29 protein-coding genes, 1 tRNA gene and 2 pseudogenes are annotated in these 26,500 nt (G+C 41.3%); 15 read left to right on the forward strand and 17 right to left on the reverse strand.

Translation table 11 applies throughout. From position 1 onward, the window contains the following. Positions 1 to 13 precede the first annotated feature (13 nt). Positions 14 to 1,003: a succinate dehydrogenase/fumarate reductase iron-sulfur subunit gene (locus tag SYN7509_RS0215620; RefSeq protein WP_009631182.1), complete on the reverse strand. Its 990-nt coding sequence runs from the start codon at positions 1,001 to 1,003 to the stop codon at positions 14 to 16. Positions 1,004 to 1,805: 802 nt separating this feature from the next. Here SYN7509_RS0215620 and SYN7509_RS0215625 point away from each other — a divergent pair. Beyond that, positions 1,806 to 2,207, forward strand: a complete 402-nt coding sequence (locus SYN7509_RS0215625; RefSeq protein WP_009631183.1) for an AbrB family transcriptional regulator — start codon at positions 1,806 to 1,808, stop codon at positions 2,205 to 2,207. Positions 2,208 to 2,388: 181 nt separating this feature from the next. Further along, positions 2,389 to 3,213, forward strand: a complete 825-nt coding sequence (locus SYN7509_RS0215630) for a CPBP family intramembrane glutamic endopeptidase (protein WP_202807240.1) — start codon at positions 2,389 to 2,391, stop codon at positions 3,211 to 3,213. On the opposite strand, the gene SYN7509_RS0215635 is transcribed toward SYN7509_RS0215630, so the two are convergent. From SYN7509_RS0215635 to SYN7509_RS0215645, 3 genes are read right to left on the reverse strand one after another with little or no spacing between them, the layout of a single operon-like run. Next, entirely contained in the window at positions 3,179 to 4,420 is a 1,242-nt protein-coding gene (locus tag SYN7509_RS0215635) for a bifunctional cobalt-precorrin-7 (C(5))-methyltransferase/cobalt-precorrin-6B (C(15))-methyltransferase (protein WP_009631185.1), read from the reverse strand. The two genes, SYN7509_RS0215630 and SYN7509_RS0215635, sit on opposite strands and share 35 nt — an antisense overlap. A 44-nt stretch (positions 4,421 to 4,464) precedes the next feature. Further along, positions 4,465 to 5,073 carry a cobalt-precorrin-8X methylmutase gene (locus SYN7509_RS0215640; RefSeq protein WP_009631186.1) on the reverse strand — a complete coding sequence of 203 codons (609 nt, stop codon included), beginning with the start codon at positions 5,071 to 5,073 and terminating at the stop codon, positions 4,465 to 4,467. Between the two features lie 7 nt (positions 5,074 to 5,080). Further along, positions 5,081 to 5,860 (reverse strand): DUF1868 domain-containing protein, encoded by a 780-nt coding sequence (locus tag SYN7509_RS0215645; RefSeq protein WP_009631187.1) that lies wholly within the window; start codon positions 5,858 to 5,860, stop codon positions 5,081 to 5,083. A 62-nt stretch (positions 5,861 to 5,922) separates the two neighbouring features. Between SYN7509_RS0215645 and holA the strand changes: the two genes are divergently transcribed. The 5 genes and pseudogenes from holA to SYN7509_RS31920 all read left to right on the forward strand — a co-directional run. After that, positions 5,923 to 6,900 (forward strand): DNA polymerase III subunit delta, encoded by a 978-nt coding sequence (holA, locus tag SYN7509_RS0215650; RefSeq protein WP_009631188.1) that lies wholly within the window; start codon positions 5,923 to 5,925, stop codon positions 6,898 to 6,900. A 102-nt stretch (positions 6,901 to 7,002) separates the two neighbouring features. Further along, positions 7,003 to 7,482 carry a DUF4168 domain-containing protein gene (locus tag SYN7509_RS0215655; RefSeq protein WP_009631189.1) on the forward strand — a complete coding sequence of 160 codons (480 nt, stop codon included), beginning with the start codon at positions 7,003 to 7,005 and terminating at the stop codon, positions 7,480 to 7,482. A gap of 5 nt (positions 7,483 to 7,487) precedes the next feature. Next, positions 7,488 to 7,925: an urease accessory protein UreE gene (gene ureE / locus SYN7509_RS0215660; RefSeq protein WP_009631190.1), complete on the forward strand. Its 438-nt coding sequence runs from the start codon at positions 7,488 to 7,490 to the stop codon at positions 7,923 to 7,925. Between the two features lie 302 nt (positions 7,926 to 8,227). Beyond that, positions 8,228 to 8,425, forward strand: a complete 198-nt coding sequence (locus SYN7509_RS29790) for a hypothetical protein (RefSeq protein ID WP_148298006.1) — start codon at positions 8,228 to 8,230, stop codon at positions 8,423 to 8,425. 232 nt (positions 8,426 to 8,657) lie between these two features. Beyond that, a pseudogene (locus tag SYN7509_RS31920) lies at positions 8,658 to 8,829 on the forward strand (IS1 family transposase); the annotation flags it as partial. Between the two features lie 98 nt (positions 8,830 to 8,927). On the opposite strand, the gene SYN7509_RS31370 reads toward SYN7509_RS31920, so the two are convergent. From SYN7509_RS31370 to SYN7509_RS0215685, 5 genes and pseudogenes are all read right to left on the reverse strand, one after another. Then, positions 8,928 to 9,059, reverse strand: a complete 132-nt coding sequence (locus SYN7509_RS31370; protein ID WP_255327314.1) for a hypothetical protein — start codon at positions 9,057 to 9,059, stop codon at positions 8,928 to 8,930. A 47-nt stretch (positions 9,060 to 9,106) separates the two neighbouring features. Further along, on the reverse strand, positions 9,107 to 9,277 hold the full coding sequence (locus SYN7509_RS30180; protein ID WP_158506160.1) for a hypothetical protein: 171 nt from the start codon (positions 9,275 to 9,277) through the stop codon (positions 9,107 to 9,109). Between the two features lie 355 nt (positions 9,278 to 9,632). Beyond that, positions 9,633 to 10,471 (reverse strand): IS5 family transposase gene (locus tag SYN7509_RS28630; protein WP_202807208.1). Its coding sequence is split into 2 segments (ribosomal slippage): positions 9,633 to 10,081 and positions 10,081 to 10,471, totalling 840 coding nucleotides; the frame shifts between segments, so codons are not numbered across the junction. Positions 10,472 to 10,555: 84 nt separating this feature from the next. Further along, positions 10,556 to 10,894 (reverse strand): annotated as a pseudogene (locus SYN7509_RS27720) (ISAs1 family transposase); the annotation flags it as partial. 378 nt (positions 10,895 to 11,272) lie between these two features. Further along, the gene (locus SYN7509_RS0215685; RefSeq protein ID WP_009630022.1) at positions 11,273 to 12,049 is read right to left on the reverse strand and encodes an MlaE family lipid ABC transporter permease subunit; all 777 of its coding nucleotides are present in this window, start codon (positions 12,047 to 12,049) and stop codon (positions 11,273 to 11,275) included. Between the two features lie 318 nt (positions 12,050 to 12,367). Between SYN7509_RS0215685 and SYN7509_RS0215690 the strand changes: the two genes are divergently transcribed. Beyond that, on the forward strand, positions 12,368 to 12,667 hold the full coding sequence (locus tag SYN7509_RS0215690) for a hypothetical protein (protein WP_009630023.1): 300 nt from the start codon (positions 12,368 to 12,370) through the stop codon (positions 12,665 to 12,667). A 19-nt stretch (positions 12,668 to 12,686) separates the two neighbouring features. Here the strand turns inward: SYN7509_RS0215690 and SYN7509_RS0215695 are convergent, their stop codons facing one another. Further along, a complete protein-coding gene (locus SYN7509_RS0215695; RefSeq protein WP_009630024.1) occupies positions 12,687 to 14,324 on the reverse strand; it encodes a Ppx/GppA phosphatase family protein in 1,638 nt (545 codons plus the stop codon). 88 nt (positions 14,325 to 14,412) lie between these two features. On the opposite strand from SYN7509_RS0215695, the gene SYN7509_RS0215700 reads away from it, so the two are divergent. Together SYN7509_RS0215700 and SYN7509_RS0215705 are read left to right on the forward strand one after the other, a co-directional pair. After that, positions 14,413 to 15,297: a 4-hydroxybenzoate solanesyltransferase gene (locus tag SYN7509_RS0215700; protein WP_009630025.1), complete on the forward strand. Its 885-nt coding sequence runs from the start codon at positions 14,413 to 14,415 to the stop codon at positions 15,295 to 15,297. A 74-nt stretch (positions 15,298 to 15,371) separates the two neighbouring features. Further along, positions 15,372 to 16,184, forward strand: coding sequence for a carbon-nitrogen hydrolase family protein (locus SYN7509_RS0215705; RefSeq protein WP_009630026.1), 813 nt, complete (start codon positions 15,372 to 15,374; stop codon positions 16,182 to 16,184). A gap of 278 nt (positions 16,185 to 16,462) precedes the next feature. On the opposite strand, the gene fba is transcribed toward SYN7509_RS0215705, so the two are convergent. Beyond that, positions 16,463 to 17,542 (reverse strand): class II fructose-bisphosphate aldolase, encoded by a 1,080-nt coding sequence (gene fba, locus SYN7509_RS0215715; RefSeq protein ID WP_009631805.1) that lies wholly within the window; start codon positions 17,540 to 17,542, stop codon positions 16,463 to 16,465. 153 nt (positions 17,543 to 17,695) lie between these two features. Continuing rightward, the gene (locus SYN7509_RS0215720) at positions 17,696 to 17,968 is read right to left on the reverse strand and encodes a DUF3303 domain-containing protein (protein ID WP_009631806.1); all 273 of its coding nucleotides are present in this window, start codon (positions 17,966 to 17,968) and stop codon (positions 17,696 to 17,698) included. 129 nt (positions 17,969 to 18,097) lie between these two features. On the opposite strand from SYN7509_RS0215720, the gene SYN7509_RS0215725 reads away from it, so the two are divergent. Continuing rightward, the gene (locus SYN7509_RS0215725) at positions 18,098 to 18,730 is read left to right on the forward strand and encodes a Uma2 family endonuclease (RefSeq protein ID WP_009631807.1); all 633 of its coding nucleotides are present in this window, start codon (positions 18,098 to 18,100) and stop codon (positions 18,728 to 18,730) included. A 226-nt stretch (positions 18,731 to 18,956) separates the two neighbouring features. On the opposite strand, the gene SYN7509_RS0215730 is transcribed toward SYN7509_RS0215725, so the two are convergent. From SYN7509_RS0215730 to pdhA, 3 genes are all read right to left on the reverse strand, one after another. After that, positions 18,957 to 19,028 (reverse strand) — tRNA-Lys (locus SYN7509_RS0215730). Between the two features lie 68 nt (positions 19,029 to 19,096). Beyond that, positions 19,097 to 19,972: an aldose epimerase family protein gene (locus SYN7509_RS0215735; protein ID WP_009631808.1), complete on the reverse strand. Its 876-nt coding sequence runs from the start codon at positions 19,970 to 19,972 to the stop codon at positions 19,097 to 19,099. 10 nt (positions 19,973 to 19,982) lie between these two features. After that, entirely contained in the window at positions 19,983 to 21,020 is a 1,038-nt protein-coding gene (gene pdhA / locus SYN7509_RS0215740; RefSeq protein ID WP_009631809.1) for a pyruvate dehydrogenase (acetyl-transferring) E1 component subunit alpha, read from the reverse strand. A 167-nt stretch (positions 21,021 to 21,187) separates the two neighbouring features. Here pdhA and SYN7509_RS0215745 point away from each other — a divergent pair, with 167 nt between their 5' ends. Then, positions 21,188 to 23,236 carry an IMS domain-containing protein gene (locus SYN7509_RS0215745; RefSeq protein WP_009631810.1) on the forward strand — a complete coding sequence of 683 codons (2,049 nt, stop codon included), beginning with the start codon at positions 21,188 to 21,190 and terminating at the stop codon, positions 23,234 to 23,236. Between the two features lie 59 nt (positions 23,237 to 23,295). Further along, the gene (petG, locus tag SYN7509_RS0215750; protein ID WP_009631811.1) at positions 23,296 to 23,409 is read left to right on the forward strand and encodes a cytochrome b6-f complex subunit V; all 114 of its coding nucleotides are present in this window, start codon (positions 23,296 to 23,298) and stop codon (positions 23,407 to 23,409) included. A gap of 18 nt (positions 23,410 to 23,427) precedes the next feature. Here the strand turns inward: petG and rsmD are convergent, their stop codons facing one another. Together rsmD and hisH are read right to left on the reverse strand one after the other, a co-directional pair. Continuing rightward, positions 23,428 to 23,970 carry a 16S rRNA (guanine(966)-N(2))-methyltransferase RsmD gene (gene rsmD, locus SYN7509_RS0215755; protein ID WP_009631812.1) on the reverse strand — a complete coding sequence of 181 codons (543 nt, stop codon included), beginning with the start codon at positions 23,968 to 23,970 and terminating at the stop codon, positions 23,428 to 23,430. A 3-nt stretch (positions 23,971 to 23,973) separates the two neighbouring features. Next, positions 23,974 to 24,609 carry an imidazole glycerol phosphate synthase subunit HisH gene (gene hisH / locus SYN7509_RS0215760; protein WP_009631813.1) on the reverse strand — a complete coding sequence of 212 codons (636 nt, stop codon included), beginning with the start codon at positions 24,607 to 24,609 and terminating at the stop codon, positions 23,974 to 23,976. Positions 24,610 to 24,659: 50 nt separating this feature from the next. Here hisH and SYN7509_RS0215765 point away from each other — a divergent pair, with 50 nt between their 5' ends. Continuing rightward, positions 24,660 to 25,163, forward strand: a complete 504-nt coding sequence (locus SYN7509_RS0215765) for a pyroglutamyl-peptidase I family protein (RefSeq protein WP_009631814.1) — start codon at positions 24,660 to 24,662, stop codon at positions 25,161 to 25,163. Between the two features lie 8 nt (positions 25,164 to 25,171). Next, positions 25,172 to 26,500, forward strand: coding sequence for a DUF3370 domain-containing protein (locus tag SYN7509_RS0215770; RefSeq protein WP_009631815.1), 1,329 nt, complete (start codon positions 25,172 to 25,174; stop codon positions 26,498 to 26,500).

The raw sequence follows: 26,500 nt of genomic DNA on the forward strand, positions 1-26,500 counted from the left end.
GATCGCCAATTCCCTACTCTTTTAACGCCTGTACCGCTTCAATTAATCCCTTTACTTCCTCCGTCCCCTCTGAAGGCTCAAATGATAGCGGAAACTTGCCTCTAGCCAGCATTCTCAGTCCCAAAGGAGCAATACTAAGTAAACCTTTAACATCCCGTAAATAATTGCCAACTACTTGCAAGCCAAAGGCGCGTTCGTCAATCCAACCACCTTGTTTGACTAATTCAACTAATACTTGGCGGTGGCGAATTTGGCGGCTATTTTCTACCTCTTTATCTGCCAAAATTTCTTGTTTGATTTTGGTAATTTGATCTAGTGGTGCCACTTCCATCGGACAAACGGTATTACAGTTAAAACAACGAGTGCAACCCCAAACTCCTTGAGTACCTTCGTTATAATCCGCTAATCGGCTTTTGGTTTCTGTATCGCGGTTGTCTGCTACCATACGGTAGGCTTTCGCTAAAGCATGAGGACCCACAAATTGGGGGTTTACTTCTCTGGCATTGCAATCGGAATAGCAAGCACCGCACATAATACAATTGCCGTTGGCTTCTATAAGACTTCGCATTTGTGGCGTTTGCAAATATTCTCTTTCAGGAATTTTTTCTTCTGTACTTACGTAAGGTTTTACTGCTTCATAGTGATTCCAGAAGCTACTCATATCTACGACTAAATCTTTAATTACAGGCATATTGCCCATTGGCGCGATAGTTATTTCTGGTATGACATCGTTACCTTGGTTAGTTGTGCCATACAATTGCTTTATTTCACTACCAATATTTTCTTTACAAGCTAAAGCTGAACGCCCATTAATTCGCATTGCACAACTGCCACAAATAGTATTGCGACAATTTTTACGAAAGGCTAAAGTTCCATCTTGCTCCCACTTAATCTGGTTAAGACAATCTAAAATGGTATTGCCAGCTTCTACTTCTAACTCGTAACTTTGAACTTGGGGCGCAGCATTGCTGGCTTGCCTAACAATTTTAAAAATAACTTGCATTTTTACAGGAAGATATTGGTATTTTTATCTACTGAGGAGCGAAAATCATTTTTACCGCTTACATTCAAGGCAGTCTGTGATTGCACGCGATCGCTGCTTATTCTAGTTCTATCTTTCTAGAGTTTCCCCGGCAATTATTTCTATTTTAGGACTTTATCGCTAAATTTTTCCAAAGTAACTTCTATTTTTGGTTAAATATTCAAGTTCAATAACTAGCTTTTACCCTAAGTCTATACTTACAGTATTGTTTTTTAGCGCTATTGTTTATTAGCCGTCGTGCTTAGTACAAGCCGAACGACACGATTAAAGGCATCTAAACAAGTAGTGTTGTCTGGCTTATAGGTAGCTTTTTTAAACTAATCTCATTTGTTTTTAGTGCCAGCAATGACAATTGTAATAACTAATAGCAAACAATTTTGTAGCTATAGTTATATCTTGAGGCGGATATTTATCTATAACTTCCCTTCTGGCAGCTAACCTGTAGTAATTTAATTCCTTGGTAGTTTTAAGTACAATTATCCAAGTTGTAAAATTAGCCAGCTAGGAAAAATGGATGGAGAAGCTTAGAGCAGCAAGTAAAAATTTTAATGCAAAACTTCTAAGTTGCTATAAATTGACTTGTATGGGGTAAACTTTATAAACTATCAATTGACTTAATAACTTTAGTAAAAGCAGACTAAAATGTAAATAAAATAGAAAAGATGTGTAAAAGCATAGATTTGAGGCTATATTTTTTATAAGTGAATGAAATAGCATAAGCTGCTGTTTGTTTGTTTGAAAATTGTAAGGATATTTGAGTGAGATGACTACTGAAACTTCACCATTAACAGGAAAAGCACTACTGCAAAAGGTTAAAGAACTTTCCGACTTACCACGTCGAGAAAGAGCCAAGCGTTGTGGATATTACACCGTAACTAAAAATAATCAGACTCGCGTTAATCTAACGGACTTTTACGACGCATTGTTAGCCGCTAGAGGAATTCCTCTTAGCCCCGAAAAACCAAAAGATGGTCGTGGACGGGAACCAACCAATAAAGTTAGCGTTCACAAAAACTATCAAATTGTAATCGGCGCAACCTATACCCAGCAAATGGGTTTGAAAAGCGGAGATCAATTTGAAATCAAGTTAGGTTATAAACATATCCACTTGATTCAGATTGACAGCGACAAAAACGGTAGCGATGGCGACGAAGATGAAAAATAAATAAGTTGAAAAGTAGTTAAGGGAACAACTACTAGAATAGTGCTGAAAAATTTGCTAGAGGAAAAAGGGGAAGTAGTAGCTCCTGCTAGATTTTATTAATTTCAGCTTGGAAAACTATTGCAGTGTGATTATAGTTGCAAAATCCGATCTAAACTTGTCAAAGATTTTTTTGCCAGAGTTTTTGAATGCAATACCTTCATCGCTGCTTCAAGTAACAATTTTTTTTGTTGCTTGGGTTTGTTTATGGTTGCCATTAGGAGTCGTCAGCACAATTATTTTACAGAAAAATAAGGCGATTTCTGTTATTTGGCAACCTTTCAAACCGATAACCGCAGACCAAAAAATTCCTTTACTAGCATCACTTTATCTAATAGCTCCTTTAATTTTGTGGGGAGCTAATAAGGCACTTGGTAACTCTTTTGCTAATTATGGCGTAATTTGGGACTGGTCAATTCTACGCTCAAACGGGATAGGATTTATAATTGGCACGGTGGGTTTGGCCCTATTATTTGGAGTGCAAACACTGCTAGGGTGGATTAAGTGGCAGATAGCAGGAAAAAAAATAATCTCCGTAACGCTACCCATTTTATTATTAGCAGTTTGGATTAGCGCTATTGAGGAATTAATATTTCGCGGTTTTGTATTGACGCAGTTGCAGCAAGACTACTCAATATATTTAGCCGCCGTAATTGCCAGTGTGATTTTTGCTTTACTACACTTAGTTTGGGAACAAAAAGAGACGTTACCTCAATTGCCCGGATTGTGGTTAATGGGGATGGTTTTAGTATTAGCAAGATATATAGATAAGGGAAGCTTGGGTTTAGCTTGGGGATTGCATAGTGGGTTGGTGTGGGCGATCGCTACAATTGATACAGCCGAATTAATAACCTATACAGGAAAAGTCCCCCAATGGGTAACAGGGAAGTATGGAAAACCGTTAGCGGGATTGATGGGGATGAGTTTTTTACTAGCTATTGGGGCGGTTTTGTGGCTGGGGTTGCAGTAATAATTGTGACGGGATTTAGGGGCGAAAAGCGTGTTAAGTGGGCGACGGGTACAGAGCGAGATAACTGTACTTGTAATAGCCAGTAATTCCAAGCGCGATCGCCTAGCCATGATAAAGCGGTGGTTAAATGCTCCAAAGTTGCTATGGCTAAAACTATTACCCCTTGGGGTGAAAGGCGATCGCACTGGTTTAATATTTCAGTTAAATTCCCGCCACTACCACCAATAAAAATGCGATCGGGATTAGGTAAAATCTTTAAAATATCCGGCGCATCGCCTTGAATTGCGGTAATGTTCTCTACCTGAAAACGGCGGCAATTTTGAGTAATTAACCCGTAACCAACCGCCGTTTTTTCAATTGCGTACACTTGGCTATTGGAACATAAACGGGCAATTTCGATAGAAACTGAGCCTGTACCCGCGCCAATATCCCAAACTATTTGTTGAGATTGTAAAGCAAGCTCTCCCAGTACCAATACTCTGATTTCGCGCTTCGTCATTAATCCAGGGCGATCGCTAAAACCCAAAAAATGGCGATCGCTGATGCCAAAAAGCGGTAATTTTGTGATGTCTAAATCGGTGGCTGTTTCCTGGCGCAGTAAAACAACTACGTTTAACGGTGCAAAAGTTTGTTCAACTAATTCTGAAGCCCAAAAACAATTTACTTGCTCAGTTTCGCCGCCTAAGTTTTCGCATACCCAGAATTTATAATTGGTGGGTAAATCTAGAGCTAAATACAATTGCGCGATCGCCCTTGGAGTATTAACCCCGTCTGTTAATACGGCGATTTTTTCCTTACCTTGCTGCAAAACTTGAACTAATTGGTCGCTAGAGCGCCCGTGAATGCTGACAAAACAAGCATCTTGCCAGGGAACTTTAATGGCGCTAAAAGCTAACTGTACGGCGCTTAGATGAGGGTGAAAAGTTAGAGTTTTGGCAGGTAATTCTAGTAAAAGCAGCCGCCCTAAACCAAAAAATAAAGGATCGCCCGAAACTAGAATTGCTATACATTCTTCTACAGAAGTGCTAATTAGATTAATTGCTTGGGTAAAATCTCCAAGAATTAGGCGCTGGGCGGGGTGTGTCGGAAAATAACTTAAATGGCGATCACTACCTATTAATAATGTGGCATTACTAATTATCTCCCGCACTTGCTCTGTAAGCCCCACAGCACCATCTAAACCAATCCCGATTATGTGGATACTCATATTAATTTCTTGTCTATTATTAGAGACGTTGCACCGCAACGTCTCTACGATTGGTTATAGGCGATCGCAATTAAAGCATTAACTATCGCTGCGGCGACAGGAGATCCACCTTTACGCCCTTCAACCCGAATTTGATTGATAGACGTATTTGCTAAAGCGGCTTTTGATTCGACAACCGAAATAAACCCAACAGGTGCGCCAATGATTAAAGCGGGATTAATAGAACTAGATTTTAACTCGTTGCATAATGCCAAAAGCGCGGTGGGAGCATTGCCAATTACATATATTGCTTCAGGAAACTTTCGCCAACATTCTAATAACCCTGTTTCGGTGCGAGTTTTGCCGGGAAGCGCGACAGAAGCCTGCTCTACAGCGCTAATTATGGGATTATTAAACGTTTGAGCAACTAAATTAACTATTCCTTGCTTCACCATGCTGACATCGGTAATAATCGGTACGCCACCACGTAAAGCCGCAATTCCTGATGCGATCGCATTTGGGCTAAAGTAAATCAATTCTTTAAAATCAAAATCCGCCGTTGAGTGAATTACTCGCCGGATAATTGCATACTCCAAAGTAGTAAAATTGTGCACGCCAATTTCACGCTCGATAGCGGCGAAACTTTGCACCATAATGGGATGAATAGGCAGCATACCGCAATTAAAAGGTCAAAATTGACCAATCAGATTGACGATAATAGCGCGTCATATCGTCAAACTTCCTTAGCTCGGCTTGAGAGATTTTAAACTCTGGAAATTCGGACAATTGTTGATTTAGTTGGCTAATTGTATTACAGAGGCGATCGCGTTCCAGTTCTGGCGTAACTTCCCCAAAATAGCCTAACGTAATATGGGGCGTAAAGTGATAGTGCTGTTCTAACCCTAAAGCTGTTAAATCCGGGCTTTGATAAATTGCTCGACGGAGGTTTAAAATTTGGTTGTAAGCACTTTCAGTTTTTGGTACTAAAGAAACACCAATCGCTCTTGGCATTACTATTACTCCCAAAACTTGCCACTCAATCGGTGTTGCTATTTTTGATTGCTGATACTGCTCAAATATTTTAAAAATTGCCTTATGTAACTGCTCGTCAAAATTTTCTACCTTTTCTTGAGCGTAGTGATAAGCACTTTCCCAGATTAAATCTGCCAAGGTAATATGAAAGCTACTAGGCGGTACGGGTACAATTAAATTATTGGGGGTAAGTTCAATTAGCTGCTTTTGGAAGCTATTGAGACTTTGATAAAACTCAATATTTTGATTATCTTCTTCGGCGGGTGGCGCAATTATGGTATAACCCGCAAACGATACAGCTTTCCTTCCACCTTCGGGAAGCGATTTAAACTTTGGCGATGAGTGGATGTGCTGCACCAGCGATTTATAATTTTCTGGCATCGCCAACTTTGCCACTCGATTCAAATAAGTCTGATAATTGTCATCCAAGATCCGTCGCCTCGCTAGAACTTACGTTATTTAAAATTTGTATAGCTAACAAATACTTCCTTATGCCAATTTACTACTATTGGGGGGACGATGAATTTGCGATCGCATCAACTGTAACTAAATTACGCGATCGCACTGTCGATCCCAACTGGGCTAGTTTTAACTATACCCAACACTTTGATACTCAAAATGCTGCTATTGAAGCGCTAAATCAAGCCATGACTCCAGCTTTTGGGAGCGGTAGTCGTCTAGTTTGGCTGGTAAATACTACCATTGGTCAACAATGCCCGGAAGAATTACTTATAGAATTAAAGCGGACTTTGCCTGTAATTCCCAATTCCTCGGTTTTGTTACTAACTAGCCGCCATAAACCTGATGGCAGGCTTAAATCTACAGCTTTGTGGAAAGAGTACGCAGAAATTAAAGAATTTCCGCTAATTCCACCTTGGGAAACCAAACTTTTAATACAACAAGTAGAAAAAATTGCCCAGGAAGTCGGCGTAAAACTTACAGATAGTAGTACAACTTTAATGGCCCAATCTGTAGGTAACGATACACGCCAACTTTATAATGAGTTGACAAAATTGCGGTTGTATGCAGGAGAATCTCAAACGCCTATAAGTACAGAGGTGGTAAATAATTTAGTTCAAGCCACATCGCAAACGAGTTTAGACTTAGTAAAGGCGATCGTCTCTGGAAATACCGCCCAGTCTTTAACCTTAGTAGCTCAACTATTAAATCGCAACGAGCCAGGTTTAAAAATTGTTGCTACCTTAGTCGGACAATTTCGGACATGGTTATGGGTAAAAATTATGACCGAAGCTCAAGAGCGCGATAAAAAAGTAATTGCTCAAGCGGCGGAAATTGGCAACCCCAACCGTGTTTACTTTCTTCAGCAAGAAGTAAAAATTCTCAGCGTCAAGCAACTGGCGGCGACATTACCTTTATTGCTGGAATTAGAAGCTAATCTTAAGCTTGGAGGCGAAGAAATGGCTTTGTTGCAAACCAAAGTTATACAGCTTTGTCAGCTTTTCCTTTAAACTTTCTTTTATAACAATTAATCGCTGGAACTTCTAACGCCTAAAATACTTCAAAACAAATGATACCCTTCCGGTGTTTTAGTTTTGTTAAGATCCGAAAATATGCTCAAATCTCATCTACCAATCAATGCTTACCCAAACCGGATGTTGTCGCGGAGTCTCGTTGTAGTAGTTCTCTCTGCGTTAGGTTTGCTTTGTGGGGTTGCTCCCGATGTTTCTGGGCGCTTTGGAAGTATAGTTTTTAGTAGCGCCGCCTACGCCCAAGAATTCAGTGATAGCGATATTGCCAAATTTGCTCGTGCAGCGTTTTCTATAGAAGTAGAGCGCCGGAATACCCAGCAAAAAATCAGAACTATGACTGGGGGAAATGCACCAGAAATTAGTTGCGATCAACCGCAAGCTTTAACTAACCTTTCGGAAAATGTTCGCAGCGAATTTGTAGATTTTTGCAAGTTTTCCGCCGATAAAATTAAAGAAAACAATTTAGAAGTAGGTCAATTTAACGCGATCAAAACTAGGTATAATAGCGATCCCGCCGTTAAAAAACGAGTAAATGAGCAATTGCGCCGCCTGCGTAGTTAAAGTTTATGCTAACTTTGACGCAAATTAAACCACCAAATGGGAATATTTCAGTCAATCTTACCTTAGCGCTAACGGCGGAAGACCGTACTCGCAGCCGCCACCGCTTTGAAACTGTAGAAGGACAAGTTGTATACTTATCCTTACCCAGAGGAACGGTATTGCAAGACGGAGATTTGTTGCATGATGAAGATAAAACCACGTTAGTGCGAGTTAGCGCCAAATTAGAGCAAGTTCTTACCGTTACCACTGCCAACTCTTTAGAACTACTAAAAGCTGCTTATCACTTAGGCAATCGTCACGTCCCGATAGAAATTTCCGCCCATTACTTACGCCTATCGCCCGATCTGGTGTTGCAAAAAATGCTAGAAGGACTACATTTTCAGGTAATTTACGAGCTTCAGCCCTTTAATCCTGAACAAGGGGCATATAAGCATCACGGCTGAAGGTCAACTTGACTAAAAATCTTTTCGCCAAGTACCGCCAAAACCCCTTTTGGTATTTATCTACATCAATTATTATGGATTTTGAGCAATGGGCGATCGCCAACAAAGTTTAGTTATAGTTCGCTCCGTTTGAAAATTATTAAGGGATTTTACAAGTTTGAGATGACAACTTGCTAAATATTTAACCTCCTCAAAGAACTTGCACTTGTCCTACATAATTTGTAAGGCGCGATCGATTGCTTGCAAAAGATTTGACTATTTAGAGGAAGTAATATAAATACTTCTACTTTTCTTTGATTAAAATGTACGTTTCATCTATTTGCCACGAGTCATTTGTCGGACGCAGTGGTGGTCGGCATCGCTTATCTATTTCTGGATTATATTCCTGTACCCAACGAAACACCGTTGTAGGATGTACCTCCCGCGCTCCTTTACTATCTCTGCTACTTGGCGATAGGAAAGCTGATATCTTAGTTATCCGCTTTCCTATCGCAAAATGATTTCGGAATAATAGTACCGCTACTTAAAGGGGGAAAATGAGTTTATTAGAGGTAGGCAGAATAATTTTCTCTGTTGGAATTATTTAGCTTACCATTTTTTGCAACACAACCTGTCCTTGCGCCTCATAAAGACTTCTTTATGCAATTAAAGGCACTACTTCCACCCTTTGGAATCACAGGATTTTTTATGGATTAAGGGGCTTGTTATTAACGATACTTAGACCAACAAATACATACTATTGGGAAGTATAACACTCAAAAAATTGCACGCAAACATTTAACACTAAGGACAAAAATTAAACGTTGAGTATCGTAAGACAATATGCTTCTCCAAATCTATTGAAATGCACGATCTAGTAATGGGGTTATTCATCAACCGTTATAAGTTTGGACTACTAATTTAATCCCTTATCTACATATCTGAGCCATTACCAAAACTAACTTTTTCCATCAAGGCGATCGGAGTAGTTATCCCAGATCGCGGCATAAAAACATCAATTAATCAAGGCTTTGAGGGATTTTCTAATGAATCTAAATGAAACAAACGTTGCTCAACATTATAACCAAGGCAACGTTGAGTACGAATTGGTACAACTTCAACACTATAGTCCGGTAAAATTGGCGATGACTTCACGATACCTCCATTGATGGATTCGCCAAGGGTCAACAGTCAGGGATAATTCATTCTAGAAGGGAAAATAATTTATCGATATCATGAGCAAGACATCGTTCGGCTTTGGTAAGAGAATCATAGCCAGACCTCCGCGCGATATTGCGGCTAATAGACCAATTGGTGGCAGCATTGTAGTTACTAAATGGAGCAGCATCTTCTCCAAAAATTACATCTTTCACGAGCGTGCAAACGATTTTCAATTCCCCAATGCTGACGAATTCCCTTCGCAAAGGTAATTGCTTTTGAGACTAAGGAGCTAATGTAATAGTTAGTCTGTAGATATTTCTTGCCTACGCGGATACCGATGCGTTCGATTTGAATAAGGCTTTGCACTCCTACCCAATCGAGGTCAATGTTCTTAAGTTCACTAAAGACCTTGACGATGCGACAGGTAATTCATCCGTGAGTTTTCTCAATATCAACAAACTGTTCCCAGGGTTTTTGACCAGTGGCAATAGTTTTAAGTTGTGTCAATAGTCGAGGTTGATTACTTTTGACGGTAATCACATAATAGACCTCTTGCAAAAATAAGCTTTAAGATTGATTTGCGTTTAAGTTAAGCTCATAATTATAAATAGAAGCTATTAAATTAAACCTTAATCCAAATCGTTTCCTTCTGTTTCTATATCGCCCTTGTAAAATCCTAAATCTTTTCAAATGGGCAAAAACATTTTCAATAATTATTCTCTCTTTTGCTAGTTCTCTATTCTCTTTTTTCTCGGCTACAGAAAGCTTATCTTTTCTTGGCTTCTTTTTAGGTATTTGACTAAAATGATGATGCTTTTTAATTCCTTGATATCCCTTATCTGCTAAACATTTAACCTCTTTTTTAATCCTGATTTTGCTTCTTTTATATAACTTGAAATCATGTTCAGAACCCTTGCCATAGTACGTACACAGTATTTCTCCATTTCTTTGATCGATAACTACTTGGGCTTTCAACGTATGTCTTTTTTTCTTGCCACTATAATAGCTCTTTTGTTTTTTTTAGGTCTTTCTATGGGGGTCTCACTTACATCTATTACTACCGTTTCTAGCTGATAATCATCGTCAATCAATCTCTTTTTCCCTGGTAGTCTTAGTTGAGGAGCTTTAATTAAAATATTTTCTATTTTTTGAATAATTCGGTAGGCTGTAGATTCGTTTATTCCCCAAGTAGCACCTAAATGAAAAAAAGTTCGGTACTCTCGTAAATATTCTAAGACCATTAAGATTTGGTCTTCTACCTTTAGTTTTGGCGGTCTGCCAGTTTTCTTCCTTGATTTTTCCGCTTCCTTGACTATTTCTACCATTTGATTAAAAGTGTCAAAATGCACTCCAGTCAAACGTTTAAATTCTTCCGCCTTTAATTTTTTTACCTTTTTATAAGTCACTTTTACTTCTACTTAGTCACTTCCCTACGATTTTATCATTAACTTTTGCAAGAGGTCTAATCATTACCGCCCTCAATGATCAGCTTAGTATTTTTTTTGGCAGTGCAAAGCATCCATGGTGAATACTACTCTTTCTAAATTCAACGCCTCCAGCATTGCTTGTACCACTTTCAACTCACTGCTCTTTTTCGATTCAAATTGTGGGCTGGAAAGTAATACTCCTTGTTGATGACTGTAGACCGAAACCAAATTCACGAAGTTCTGATAAGTTGTTCCTGGCAAGGTTTCAGTTCCTTTAATACTCTTACCATCAATTGCTACCCACTCTTGGGGTTGAATATCAATAGTACGACTGACCCAGGCTTCAAACTGCTGTGCCAACGTTTGAAAATCTAGCTTCTCTAAAATGCGGCGAAAGGTAGTGTCTGAGGGTAAGCGAGTTACTGTTAGTCCTAGTTACTCACTGACTGCTTGATAGTGGCGCGCCCCAAAGTCTTCCAATGCGTAGTAACTTCGGCATCCACTGATTGTTCCCATGACAACTAATAGCAAAATCAGCCACAGATGTTCGGAAATCTTTTATTTCCTGCAATGATTGAATTAAGTTGACCGCCATCAAAATTTCCAAAACTTATTTGTTTTCATCATTCTAATATTTTTCTCATCAACGAATTATCCCTAGGGTAATGGGTAGTAATTTTAATTAGCTATTTCCAATACGGTATAAAAAAGCGTGATCTAGGACAAGTTGCCAACGTCGGGAAAATTATCGCACTTTCAGCAACGCCCTATTTTAGAGTTTTACAATACCGCGCTACCGCTTCCTTGAAACATTACTAACGTTAAAAGAAAATTACTGATAAAAATAGCCAACAAAGCAGTAACTACGGCGGCGGTAGTAGATTGTCCTACCCCTTTAGCGCCTCCAGTGGTTGTTAAGCCCCAACTACAGCCGATTACGGCAATTAAAGCTCCAAAACACGTGGCTTTAATTACCGCGCTACATACATCCCAAACGCTGACGAAGTTTTGCACAGAATCAAAAAATACATTTTGAGACAGGTTATATAAGTTATTTGCAACCAAAAAGCCCCCCGCTAATCCAATTGTTAGAAAGATCAGTGTTAAAACTGGCATCATCAAACAGCAAGCAATGGTGCGGGGAACTACCAAGTAATCGATGGGATCGGTTTTGAGAATATAAAGCGCGTCAATTTGTTCTGTAACTCGCATCGTGCCAATTTCTGCGGCAAAAGCCGAACATACTCTACCTGCCAGCACTACCGCCGCAATTACGGGAGCAAGTTCCCGTGTTAACGCCAGGGCTAAAACCCCTCCTACTGCCTGCACTGCCCCAAAATTAATAAATTCCCTAGCTACTTGAATTGTAAAAACCATGCCCACAAAAGCGGCGGTAACAATAACAATTAGTAAAGAGTCTGGACCCACGGCAGCCATTTGTTCGATGGTATTGCGGCGGTGAATTTTGACTTTGAGCAAGTGAAATAATACTTGTCCGCCTAGCAAAATCGCTGCTAGTAAGCGCTGACTCCATACTCTTAAGCTTGAGCTTTGCACAATTTCTGCCTGCTGCAAAAGCTCAATTGTACCTATTTACGGACGCGTACTTTTCTATAATCTATGCTTTTAATAGTTCCGGCTTGAAAACTGCTAATTTTTCGCAAAATTGTCTAAATGTATCCCAAAAGACTTTTATTAGTAATCTATATGCTTAATGTAACTGATACGCTTCATTACATTGCTTTGGAGTAGTTTACAAAACTTTTAATAAAAACTTAAGATTGTTGAAGACATGGTTAGCCATAGCGCGATCGCGCTTATTGTAGAAAATAGTAGTTGTCAACAAACATTTGCATTGAGTTAACTAACGAAAATATGCACCAAATGAGCATTTTACCAAGTTTTCGCCCCACTCTGGCGCTAACAATCGTTTTTAGCTTCTTAGCTCCGATATTCTTAGTATCTGGACTGCTGGTTAGTTTTTCCTTAATCGGTCATCTTCCAGGATTAGCAGCATTTTCAGCCGCCATGAGTCAAGGCATAACCGAGTTTTTAGCCGCCTTCGGTAGTGGTAATTCCTGGAGAGGAATTGCAATTATTGGTTTAGCTTGTAGTTTTGTCGGCGCATTATTTGATACCTATACGTTTTACCGCTATCGCAAGCTGCGTAATTAGTTTAATCCTTCAAATCTATTCAGCCTACACAACTAAGTGTAGAGTCTAAAGTTGCGGCTAATCTCACGCCGTACTCTGCCTCAAAAATGGCTTTTTTGGTATCCAAACTCCATAACTCTAAAGCACAGTCATCATCAGGATTTGCGGCTTGTAGATAAAGGTGAAGTTCTGGAATTATCGGATTGTACTGGCAACGTAACTGACTAATCGCGCCAATTTGCCGCCGATCTAAAGCCACTGCCAAGCGCAAAAATGCACTAACTTGACTGATTAGCTGGCGGGAGTTTTTGGCTAGATTGCGATAATTTTCATGTTTTTTCTTGGGAGGGCTACGGCGATGGTAACGGGCAATATTGGCAATAATTTCTAGCTCAGTTTCGGTGTAGCCAAGTAATTCGCCATGGCGAATTAGATAGTAAGAATGTTTGTGATGGGCAGAATGATTGACATGGTAGCCGCAATTATGCAACATAGCCGCCGCCCACAATAGCTGTTTTTCTTCTACTCCCCAATTATGAAGTTTTCCTTGGAGTTGGTCAAATAGAGCGACAGCAAAAGTGGCAACGCGATCGCTATGCTCTAAGTTAACTTGATATTTTTGCGCCGTTTTAATCACATTTCTTTGGCGAATTGAGCTTTGGTAGCGCAAACGATCTTCAATTAAGCCGCGAGAAAGCATCCAGTTAACGATAATTCCTTCCCGCAGACTACGTTCGCAGACGGTAAGCGTATCTATGCCCAAAAGCTTCATAGCTTCGAGTAAAATAATTGCCCCAGCTAGGATAATTTCCGAGCGGCTTTCCGAAATTCCAGCAATGGCGGCTCTTTCTACACAATTTAGCTTACGCAGGCGATTAACAATTTCTTGCAAGTCTTTGAGACTAAGTTGGTATCCAGTAAGAGGTGAAGGAGTTAGCCCTAGTTTTTCTCTCGCATGAACGGTTGCAAGCGTCTCTATCGTGCCAGCCGTACCTACCAAGCGGGCAACTTCACCGGGCTGCAAACAGGCGCGTAACTCGTCAACAGGACGCTCTAAAGCGCCGCGCACATGAGCAGTTAAATACTCAAACTCGCGATCGCTAATGGGATCTGTAGTCACACGTTCAGTAGTTAGACGCACCGCGCCAATTTTAGTGCTGCTAAGACTACGGGCTTCGTGACTATCACCCAAAATTAACTCCGTAGAACCGCCACCAATATCAATAATAATATGGGGTTGATCGTTAAATTCCATCCCCGACAATACGCCAAGATAGATACGTCGAGCTTCTTCTTGACCGGAAATTAAATCAACTTGTAGTCCTAATTGTGCCTCTACTTGCTGCAAAAAATCTCTACCATTAGGAGCTTCGCGCACGGCGCTAGTAGCTACAGCAATTGTGGTGTGGGCGTTGTAAGTTTTAGCAATTTCTTGAAAACGGCTAAGGGTGGCGATCGCCCGATCGATTACTTCTAGTTTTAAGTTACCCGATATTAAATCGCGATCGCCTAGTCTTACCGAATCTTTTTCTCTAGCAATAATTGTAAAAGCTGGTAGCGTCGGTTCGACTTTGACTACCACCATATGTAAAGAATTTGTCCCCAAGTCAATAGCGGCAATAATTTGTTGCTCAACTTGAGTTGGAATTAGCCAACTAGCAGAAACAGAATTGACCATGTAGATTTACCACCAAGCACCCAGCATCATAAATAACGATATTCTATAAATGGCAAACAAAAGCTTACTTTTATAGTTATTTTTTCTCATGACGATCGCCCAAAAAGAACAAACCCCCGTACCAATTTGGCTGGCTATTGTCAGACTTCTACGCTGGGATAAACCCGCCGGACGCTTAATATTGATGATTCCGGCTTTGTGGGCGGTGTTTTTAGCCGCCAAAGGTTCGCCACCAATACCTTTAGTAGGCGCGATCGTTTTCGGTACTTTAGCCACCAGTGCGGCGGGGTGCGTAGTCAATGATTTGTGGGATCGAAACATTGATTCCCAAGTAGCTAGAACCCGTAATCGTCCTTTAGCAGAGCGATCGCTTTCCGTTAAAGTAGGGTTTGGAGTAGCAATAGTTGCTTTAATTTGTGCATGGGCGATCGCATCCTATCTCAATCCTTTAAGTTTCTGGCTTTCCGTAGCAGCAGTTCCGGTAATTGTTCTCTATCCTGCCGCTAAACGAGTGTTTCCCGTGCCGCAATTAGTTATGGCAGTTGCGTGGGGTTTTGCGGTTTTAATTAGCTGGAGCAGCGTTACAGCAAGCTTAGATAAGGCAATGTGGATGCTGTGGGGGGCAACAGTGTTGTGGGCATTGGGATTCGATACAATTTATGCAATGAGCGATCGAGAAGACGATCGCAAACTAGGGGTAAATTCTAGCGCTTTGTTTTTTGGCAACTATGCACCAATAGCAGTGGCAATTTGTTTTGCGCTTACAGTTTTACTTATGGGTTGGTTAGGCGTAACTATGCAGCTAAACGTTGCTTTTTGGCTGACCTTGGGACTTGCGGCGTTAGGTTGGACTTGGCAATATCTGCGGCTAAATAGTCCCTCAATGCTTTCTAGTGCTTACGGAGAGATGTTCAGACAAAATGTTTGGATTGGGTTTATTTTACTTGCGGGAATGATTGCCGGAGTATTGTAGATAATTCTAATTGCACTGATTCCCAAATAAACTTATATTTTTATAGACTACAAAGCACCATTTCCGTTTAACTCATGAAGTCTTATCTTGCCGCCGCAATTCAAATGACGAGCCTGCCCGATCTAGAAAAAAACTTAGTTCAGGCTGAAGAATTAATCGAACTTGCCAGGAGACAGGGCGCAGAGTTAATTACATTACCAGAAAACTTTTCATTTATGGGAGAGGAAGAAGACAAAATCGCTCAAGCCGAGGCGATCGCCCAAAAAAGCGAAAAATTCCTCAAAACAATGGCTCAACGCTTCCAAGTCACAATATTAGGCGGGGGTTTTCCCGTTCCTGTAGACGCGGAGAAAGTTTACAATACAGCCTTACTAATCGATCCCAACGGTCAAGAAATTGCTCGATACAAAAAAGTTCATTTATTTGATGTAAATTTACCCGACGGTAATACCTATCGAGAATCTAAAACCGTCATGGCTGGTACAACTATGCCACAGGTTTATAACTCAAAAGAGTTAGGCAACTTAGGTTTATCGGTATGCTACGACGTACGTTTCCCCGAACTTTATCGTCATTTAGCAGATAAAGGAGCAGACGTAGTATTTATTCCGGCAGCTTTTACGGCATATACAGGCAAAGATCACTGGCAAATTCTTCTCCAAGCAAGAGCGATTGAAAACACTTGCTACGTGATTGCACCTGCCCAAACAGGACAACATTACGCGATGAGACAAACCCACGGTCACGCTATGATTATCGACCCCTGGGGCGTTATATTAGCCGATGCCGGAGATAAACCAGGCTGTGCGATCGCCGAAATTTCTCCAAGTCGCCTAGAACAAGTCCGCCGTCAGATGCCATCCTTGCAACATCGAGTATTTTTGTAGAGGAATATCTGGCGTTGTTGAATGGGTAAAGGGTAAAGGGTAATTGGTAATTGGTAGATAGTTTCAATAACTAGGTCTACTACCCAAAAACTTGCGGATACAGGATAAGACCCTTTTGCAGGGGGTTTGGGGGAGGCAACTCGTCCCCCAATGGGGGGTTTGGGGGGCAGACCCCCCAATTCTTGGTTTTTCTTACAGGAGTTTACTGAAATATAAGGTTTGCATCCAACAAAAAACCGGGCATCACTACCCAGCTTTTGGTTGAAAATTGCCAATAACTAAGCTTTTACAGCTTGCTTAGAGATTGCTTTTAGTTCGCCTTTAGCGTACTTAGCGGCAAAATCATCTAAGGAAATTTGCTTAATTTTGCTACCTTGACCAGCCGATTCAAATTGCTTGTAGCGATCGCCACAAATTCTCTGCATATAGACAATCGAAGGCTTAAGGAAGTGACGAGGATCGAACTCCTTGGGATTGCTCATCAAAGCTTCCCGCACCGCCGCCGTAATTGCCAAACGGTTATCAGTATCGATATTTACCTTACGCACGCCGCACTTGATACCCTTTTGGATTTCTTCCACAGGAACACCGTAGGTTTCAGGAATTTGCCCACCGTTTTGGTTAATGATGGCAAGCAAATCTTCAGGAACAGAAGAAGAACCGTGCATAACCAAGTGAGTATTGGGTAAACGGCGGTGGATTTCTTCAATCCGGCTAATAGCGAGAATTTCTCCAGTAGGCTTGCGAGTAAACTTGTAAGCGCCGTGACTTGTACCGATAGCAACAGCCAAAGCATCTACTTGCGTTTGTTCTACAAATGCTACCGCTTCATCAGGGTCAGTTAGTAGCTGATCGTGGGATAAAACGCCCTCAGCACCGTGACCGTCTTCTTTTTCACCCATACCAGTTTCCAAAGAACCCAAGCAACCAAGTTCACCTTCAACGCTAACGCCGATGGAGTGAGCAACATCAACAACTTTGCGAGTTACTTCAACGTTGTACTCAAAACTAGCAGGGGTTTTAGCATCAGCTTCCAAAGAGCCATCCATCATCACGCTAGTAAAGCCGTGACTCATTGCCGAGTAGCAAGTTGCAGGACTATTGCCGTGATCTTGGTGCATAGCAATGGGAATATGGGGGTAAGTTTCTACCGCCGCCAAAATTAGGTGACGCAAAAAAGACTCGCCTGCATACTTACGAGCGCCGCGAGATGCTTGCAAAATCACGGGGCTATCCAGTTCATGGGCAGCCTGCATAATTGCTTGAATCTGCTCCATGTTGTTAACGTTATAAGCTGGGATACCGTAGCTATTTTCCGCCGCGTGATCTAGAAGCAGCCGCATTGGTACGAGCGCCATAGAAATTCCTCCTAATTTGGTTATAGACAAGCGTTTGCATTACGCTAATCTTAAGATGATTTTCAACTTTATAAAAAATTATATCTAGGGATGCTACAAAAGCTTGCACTTAAATGAGTTTTTGGCGGGTAGCAGTTTTACCATAGATATCTTTTAGAGTTTATCTGCAATGTGCTGGGCAGCTTCGGCAGAAGTGCGTACTGGGATAATCTCAAAATGAGCTAAATCGCTCCAATCTGCGATCCAAGTATCAAACAAAGTGCGATCGCTTGTCCGCATCAGTTGAAAACACCGAAAATAGTCTAAGTCTACCCAACTATCAACATACTCAAGACCTGGTGGCAATTGACGAGTGCGATCGCGCAGGCGACGATATATATCAACAGCCGCACCTGCATTGAAATACTCAATCACCATATACAGCATAGTTTTGACTGAAAAACACTTATTTCAATAATATATTTATGCTTTGGAGAGCGGCAAATTTATTGCCTGCGCCCTAGGTGCGATTATATTTATGATTCATAATAAAGTCATTGAGTTTAAGGTTTAACTGTGACTGCAACCTTACTTACGTCCTCTACGGAAATAATTCATCTTTCGGGGATTAGTTGGCAAACCTACGAAACATTGCGGTCAGAATTGAAACTTCGCCGTCTTCGCCTTACTTATAATCGTGGAACTTTAGAGATTGTGGCTCCCTCCCCAGAGCATGAATTTAACAAAAAGGTTGTAGGACGCTTTGTAGAAACTTTAGCTGAAGAACTAAATATCCAAATTTACCCGTTGGGTTCAACAACGTTACAAAGTCCAGAACTAAGCGGTGCAGAACCAGATGAATGTTTCTATTTCCGCAACATTGCCCTAGTTAGAGGCAAAAAGCGACTGGATCCTACTACCGATCCAGCACCGGATTTGGTAATTAAAATTGATATTACTAGCAGTTCGCCTAATCGCCTACAAGTTTATGCAGATATAGGGGTAGCAGAAATCTGGATTTACAACGGCGATTCATTAACAGTTAAACAATTACAAAATGGAATTTACATCACCTCTCAAACAAGTCAATTTTTTGCAAGCTTACCGATTCCAGAGATTGCCGGGTTTTTACAACAAGCCCAAACAATAGATTATCTGGAATTAGTAAAAGCTTTTCGCCGTTGGGTAAGAAGTCAAATTGAAGATTAATATGCTCTTTTATCAAACTAAGGTTTGAAGTGGTAACTCGCGGTCGAATAAAAATTTTCCAAAGTTATTCAAGTATGCTGTTTTGACCAACTCATTATTATCTGAATCTAGGAGAAATATCTTTTTTTTAAGCTCGGTGGATATTCGCCCAACACAATTAAAAACATCTTTATAATTAAGGGATTGCAATCGCAATCCCTTGTCTTCAGCTACTCTACTATTTTTATGGGTCGCCCGGGATTCGAACCCGGAACAAATCGGTTAAAAGCCGAGTGCTCTACCGTTGAGCTAGCGACCCGTGACTTGGTGTCGTTTTTTTGACACCGTTTATAACAGTAGCATGACTAATTCATAAACACAAGGGGTCTACAAAAAAGTTACGTTCATACTCACCCAGGTTTGCAAACTGTCTCCTGGTGGCAGAGAGATCAAGCCATCACCAGTATTTAGCGCATTGCGAGGGGCTGTCCAAGGCTCTAAACAGTAAAAGTCTTTGTCTTTGACTGTCCAAAAAACTACCGTGTTGTAGTAGTCGTTATTCCACTCTAAGTTTAACTGCAACTGGCGGCTGGTATCTTTGACTGAAGCAGATTCACTAGACAATTGCATAAAAGCAGCGTCTATTTCGTCAAGGTTGTAATCAAATTCGCCATGAAAAGCCTCCGTTGTTTGAGATTTTTGGTCGTAAAACTCGGTAGAGGGAATTTGTACCTGCAATGCACTTTTATCTAGGGCGGAGAAATAGGGATGCAATCCTACCGAAAAAGGCATGGATTCGCTGGAGTTGTTTTGAAAGTTTTGATGGATAACTAAGCTATTTCCCCACAGCCTGTAAGTAAAACTCACTTCAAAGTCAAAGGGATAGACGGCTTTTGTTTCATCGTTGCTAGTTAAAACTAAGGTAATGCTGGCACAATCATTTGTTGATTGGTCGGTGACAAGCCAAGGCAAATCGCGGGCAAAACCATGTTGTTTTAAAGTGTAAGTGCGATCGCCATGAGTGTAAGTATTGTCAGGTAAGTTGCCGCAGATGGGAAATAGTATGGGAATTCCGCCTCTAACGCTTAATTTGGGATCAGTAAAGCGACTTTCATCCAAATAAAACATTTCTTGCCCTTGAATTTGCCATTTAGTGACAATTCCGCCTCTTTCTGGCACTACTTCAATGGAAGATTGGGCGTAAGAATCAGAAAGAGTGTAGGTCTTATACTGTTGCTGGTTAAGAGCGACTTTAAACGTCATATTTTTCCTATTACTTATCTTCGGCAAATATAAACCGATACAATTCTTCTGGCGAAGGCTCTGGACTTGTTTCTGCAAACTTTACCGCTTCATCAATAACTTGGTTGATTTTGCCCTCAATTTCTTTAAGTTCTGACTCGGAAGCTAAATTATGTTCCGTCAGGTAAGCTGCCAATTTTTTAATCGGATCGCGACTGAACCAAAAATCTTTTTCTTCTTTAGCTCGTAGTTCGTCAGGATCGGCTAGAGAGTGTCCGCGAAATCGATAAGTAAGGGCTTCAATCAATGTCGGACCTTCTCCCGCACGAGCGCGTTCTACGGCTTCTGTCGCCGCCGCACGGACTGCTAACACATCCATCCCATCTACTTCTACCCCAGCCATACCAAAAGCATGAGCTTTTTTATAAATTTCTGGGTGGGACGTGGCGCGTTCGTGAGCCATGCCGATCGCCCATTTGTTATTTTCTACTACATAAATAATTGGCAGTTTCCACAACGCCGCCATATTTAAACATTCAAAAAACTGCCCGTTATTTGCCGCGCCATCGCCAAAAAAGCAGGCTGTTACTTGATCTGCAAAGCTTTCATCGCCCAAAGCTTCCCGACGATATTTAGTTTGAAAAGCTGCCCCTGTAGCTACGGGAATCCCCTCTGCCACAAAAGCGTAGCCTCCGAGTAACTTATGTTCGCTAGAAAACATATGCATCGAACCACCCCGCCCTTTACTGCAACCCGTGGCTTTACCAAATAACTCAGCCATTACTTCTTTGGCTGGTACGCCAGCACTTAGAGCATGGACGTGATCGCGGTAAGTGCTACAAACATAATCCTCCCCTGGTCGCATGGCTTGAATGACCCCGGTAGACACCGCCTCTTGACCGTTGTATAAATGAACAAAGCCAAACATTTTACCTCGGTAATACATTTCGGCGCATTTGTCCTCAAAATAGCGTCCCAAAATCATATCTTCATAAAGTCGCAAGCCTACTTCTGAAGATATTTTCACTGCATTAGTATTAAAAACAGGTAATGCTCGTTCTTGAACCATAGTGGAATTATCCTTGTAATTTTAATTTATATGGGAGAATGTGTTAAACAATATTGTGATTACCCATGCTGCACGTAGGAAGGTCACAAATTATTATCTTGTCACGGTTTAAGCGATTTTGATTGTAGGTTAAATTTTATTATTCGCGGTGTATAGGGAAATTAAGGGTGCGAATTCCACTAGATTATTACCGAATACTGGGTTTGCCAATTCAAGCAAGCGTAGAACAGTTGCAACAGGCTTACCGCGATCGCCTATTGCAATTACCTCGGCGCGAGTATTCCGAAAAAGTAATTGCCACAAGAAAACAACTTATAGACATAGCTTATAAAGTTTTAATCCATCCCCAACAAAAACAGCGCTACGATAATAACTATTTTGTAGCAACCTATGGCGATCGAGTAGATACTTTAACTGAAGCTCCACCCAGCACAACGGAGTCTCTAGCTCCTAGTATTGAGATAACCGACGATCAATTTACTGGCGCGTTGCTACTTCTCCAAGAGCTAGGAGAATACGAGCTTGTCCTTAATTTAGGTCAACCTTATCTAAATTTAGAAACCTCACTAAGTAATAACGATCCGGATCTGGTTTTGACTGTTGCTCTTGCTTGTTTGGAGTTAGGGAGAGAACAATGGCAACAAGGTCAGTACGAAAAAGCAGCTTATTCTTTAGAAAATGGCTACCAGTTGCTCACAAATGCCGGATTATTTGCCAAAACTAGCCAAGAAATTGCCGCCGATCTCAATAAACTCCGCCCTTATCGTATTTTAGAATTATTAGCACAACCTCAAGAGCGGATAGTTGAACGCAAGCAAGGTTTGAAGTTGTTACAAGATATTTTGCAACAACGAGGCGGTATTGACGGTACGGGAGAAGATGGATCGGGATTAGGTTTAGATGATTTTTTAAGATTTATCCAGCAACTACGCAGCTATTTAACCGTTAGAGAGCAGCAAGAACTATTTGAAACTGAAAGTCAACGCCCTTCGCCTGTTGCTAATTATTTGGCGGTGTATGCTCTAATGGCGCGCGGATTTGCCGAACGAATGCCGATCCTAATTCGCAAAGCCAAATTGCACTTAATGCGATTGGGCAAGCGTCAAGACGTACATTTAGAACAAGCGGTGTGTTCGTTGCTACTTGGTCAAACTACGGATGCCAGTCGATCGGTAGAATTGTCTCAAGAACAGGAATCTTTGTCTTTGATTCGAGAAAATTCTCAAGGATCTCCTGATTTGTTGCCTGGTTTGTGTTTGTATAGCGAACGATGGCTACAAAACGAAGTGTTTGCTCAATTTAGAGATTTAAGAAGTCGCTCAGTTTCCTTAAAAGATTACTTTGCAAACGAACAAGTACAAGCTTATTTGGAAGCTTTACCTACAGAAATTGAAGCTACTAATGAATGGGGTGCGGTAACGGAGGACATTCAAAGTAGTCAAGTTACAGCGCCTACACAAACTGTAGCAGTGGGCAAAAGTCAAGTTACAACTTCTTCCAATCCTCCTGAAGAAGTCGCTTTAGCTACTCGTAATCAGGCAAATTCAAACAGCATTGTTCATATTCAGCCTAGGAAACGTGCCAAAAAACGCCCTCGTCGTTTTTCTGAGGGGATTTTTCAAAATCAAAAATTAGTTCGCCTAGCTTTATTGGCGCTAGTTGGTTTAGGTGGAATATTATTTTTAGGCTTTGTGGCAGGTAAAACTTATAGTTGGGTACAAAGTAGGAGTGTTTCACCACTGGCTTTAGCAGGAGAGCAACCGTTAGTAACGTTAAACGAACCGTTATTCGATCTTACTGAAACAACTACCGAAATACCTGCTGATAGTTTATTAATAGAAGCAACTGCCCAGCAAGTCATTCAAAACTGGCTCTCCACGAAAGCTGTAGCCTTTGGTACTACTCATGCAACGGAAGAATTAGCACAAATTTTAGTCAATCCAACTTTATCTCAGTGGCAAAAACGAGTTAGTAGCGATCGCGCTGATAATCGTTATCGCCAATACAAACATACTTTGAAAATAGATGCGGTAAAAACTGACGCAAAAAATCGCGATCGCGCGATCGTTACCGCTACCGTTGAAGAAGTAGCTCAAGTGTATATTGATGGCAAGCTAAGTCAAAGTTTGTCTTACGATGAGAAATTACAGGTAAATTACGATCTAGTTAGGCAAGCTAATCAGTGGCGAATTCGGGAAATGGTAGTTTTGAAGTAGCCCAAGTAGTAAGATCGGGTACAAGCAATAAATATTTACTAATTTTTTAGGAGATTACTGTGGTTGAACCCTTATTAGATGGAATAGTTTTAGGAACGATAGCTATAACTCTAGCAGGCTTATTTTTTGCCGCTTACAAACAATACAAGCGCGGTAAGCAATTAGGTTTATAAAGCGACTTATTGCCCTTCTTAACTAGGGGAAGGGCAATAAAAAGTTACGGCGGTATGCCCGTAAACTTTTTGTAGGCAAATTTCTAAAGTGGTAATTTGGGGTAATTCAAAACTGGGAGAATGTTCTACAGCAAGTTCGCCATCAGGGTGTAAAAGCTTGTAAACAGCGATTTCTTCTAGCACTGGTTGATATAAATTGCTGGCGTAAGGTGGATCGAAGTAAATCCGGTCAAACTGCTGTCCAGCAAGGCTTTTTAAGCGCTGTAATACGTCTCCCTTCAATACTTGAAAGGTTTGATTAATCGCTATTTGTTGCAGGTTTTGCCCAATAATCGTACAAGCACGGCTAGATTGTTCGATGCAAGTTACAGATTTTGCACCTCGACTTAAAGCTTCGGCGCTCATTGCGCCACTACCCGCACACAAATCTAGCCACGAGCAATTATCTATTTCTCCTTGCCAAATATTAAATAATGCTGATCGCACGCGCGAACTTGTGGGGCGAGTATCAAGCCCTGGTAAAGTTTTTAGTTGACGATTGCCGGAAATTCTTAAACTCATAGCTTAAGCGGGAATTTTGGCGTTTACTTGGGCAACAAAGTTAGCTAAAATTTGCAATCCCGCACTGGAAGATTTTTCGGGGTGAAATTGTACTGCCATTAAGTTATCAAGAGCGATCGCGGCGGTCACAGTTTGCGTCCCATGAGTGACCGTTGCCGCGCGAATGGCAGTATCTATAGGGTCAACATAGTAGGAATGAACAAAATACACCCATTCCCCACCTTGTAGCCCTTGCCAGAGTCCGCATTTTGGTTGAGTAAGTTCCAATTGATTCCAACCCATGTGGGGGATCGTAATTCCTGGCTCGTTAATAAATCTTTTCACCATACCAGGAATAATCCCCAATCCCGGCTCTTTGCCTTCTTCGCTACCATCAAATAACATTTGCAAACCTAAACAAATGCCTAAAAATGGTTTGCCACCAGCAATTAATTTTTTGATAGGATCTTCTAAAGCGCGCGATCGCAAGTGTTGCACCGCCGGATCGAAAGCCCCCACTCCTGGCAATACAATCGCGTCGGCTTGCTCTAATTCCCGGATTGAATCGGTAATTTTTAGCTTTGCTCCGGCTTTTTCCAAGCCTTTACAAGCAGAGTGCAGGTTTCCCATGCCATAATCTATAATCGCTATTTCTGTCATTGTTTTACTCATTGACCCTTTTTTATTTTAAGGTAGGCGATCGCAAGTGCATGGATAGAAAACTCCTATTCACATCTTTTACTACCTGGCTACCTGAGCAAAAATCTAATTCGTCAGACGACTTGCTGCAAGAAATATCGCCTTTACACCCGCAAGATTCATTTTTAAGACATTTACCTGTAGATATAGAGCTTGCAAGTAACTTAACAATTACCAAAATTGCCGAACTTCAGCCTGATATTATTGTTTGTTGTGGGATGGCTCAAAAACGTAGCCAACTTACTATAGAGGCAAAAGCCAGCCGTGGAGATGAGTGGTTAAATGCTCAAGTAAATTTACACCAGTTAATAGCTGGCATTGATGGGATCGAAATTAGTTATGATGCGGGTAAATTTGTCTGCGAAGGTCTTTATTACTCGGTATTGCAGTATCTACAAGAGTCGCAACTATCTAGTCATTGTATATTTGTTCATATCCCAATTCTCAATTCAGATAATTTGACGGAAATTAAAAACAGTTTCTTAGCTGTTGTCCAACGATTAACCTTTGTCTAAATTTTTTCATGCTGCCATTTTTACCATTAGCTCAAGCAACGCCTCAAGAAATAGTCCAAATCCAACAAGTACGAGAATTACCGGGCAAATTAGACAAAGTGTTGGTGTTTAACAGCAATAGCCCTGAATTAGTCCAAAAAGCAGGTGTTTTACTCTCAACTTTTCCCCCAAATGGTAAAAAATCGCGGGGAGCGCATCTAAATTTTCCCTTGCAAGGAAGATTTGATATATTTGCTCACCATGTAGCCAAACCACCTACAGCTAATAATTTGCGCTCGCTTTATTTGGGGATACTTCTTCACAACCCCAGCAACAAACCCTTGCAAGTCAATATATTGCAAGCGGCGACTTATCTTAGTCAACCGGATGCACCGTTTATAGAATTACCAGCTTTAAGCGAAAATCCATTAAGTAAAATATTTGCAGGTCCCGGCGATCGCGTTACCAATGCCATACTACGAGGACAAAGGCATCGTTTACCCCCCTATATCGTCCTTCCCCCTCGTCAAAGCCGACTATTAATTAATTTACCCATCCCGGTAAAGACTCTAGATCCGCCTATTAACGGGCGATCGCTACTTATGCGATTGCAAAGCCCCCGCCCTATTTATGCCGCTAGTTTAGCCATGTACGCGCCTCTGAAAGCAAATAAAAAGGAAGTCGCGCCAACTTTAACCCAATGGCAAAATTTGTTATTTACTGGAAATTTGGTTTCACCGCGCGATCGCGCTCCCACGCCGCCGGAACAAACTACTAATAAGATTATCTATGGACGGGTAGCCGGGATAGCTCAAGGCTCTCAATGGACGGCGCAAATAGTCGATTCTCCGTCGCCATACTTAACCATTCCGCGATCGCGTCAAGCATTTTCCTACGGTTTGAGTACGCTTCCCTTGGGCAAATTAGGCACAAATCAAGTACAAAGTGCGCCCTTATTGGCTCGTTACCCGGATACAGCTTACAGCGCTCATGGCAATTACGGCATTCAGTACAATCTCAATTTACCTTTGTACAACAATACTGATAGTCCTAAAACCGTTTCAGTATGGTTGCAAACACCGATTAAAGAAGACACTTTGAGTAAAAGCGGATTGCGGTTTTTGCATCCGCCAGCAAGTCAAGTTTTCTTTCGCGGGACTGTGAGAGTTGCTTATAAAAGCGATCGCGGCTTACCACAGACGCGCTACATTCATTTAGTTCAAAAACGTGGCGATCGCGGCGCTCCCTTGGTACAACTCAATATCCAGCCGCAAGCTACGCGTTTGGTACAGGTAAACTTTCTTTATCCTCCCGATGCTACACCGCCGCAAGTTTTAACGATCGCGACAAACGGATAA

It is taken from the genome of Synechocystis sp. PCC 7509, from assembly GCF_000332075.2.
In the GTDB taxonomy this organism is placed as follows: domain Bacteria; phylum Cyanobacteriota; class Cyanobacteriia; order Cyanobacteriales; family Chroococcidiopsidaceae; genus Aliterella.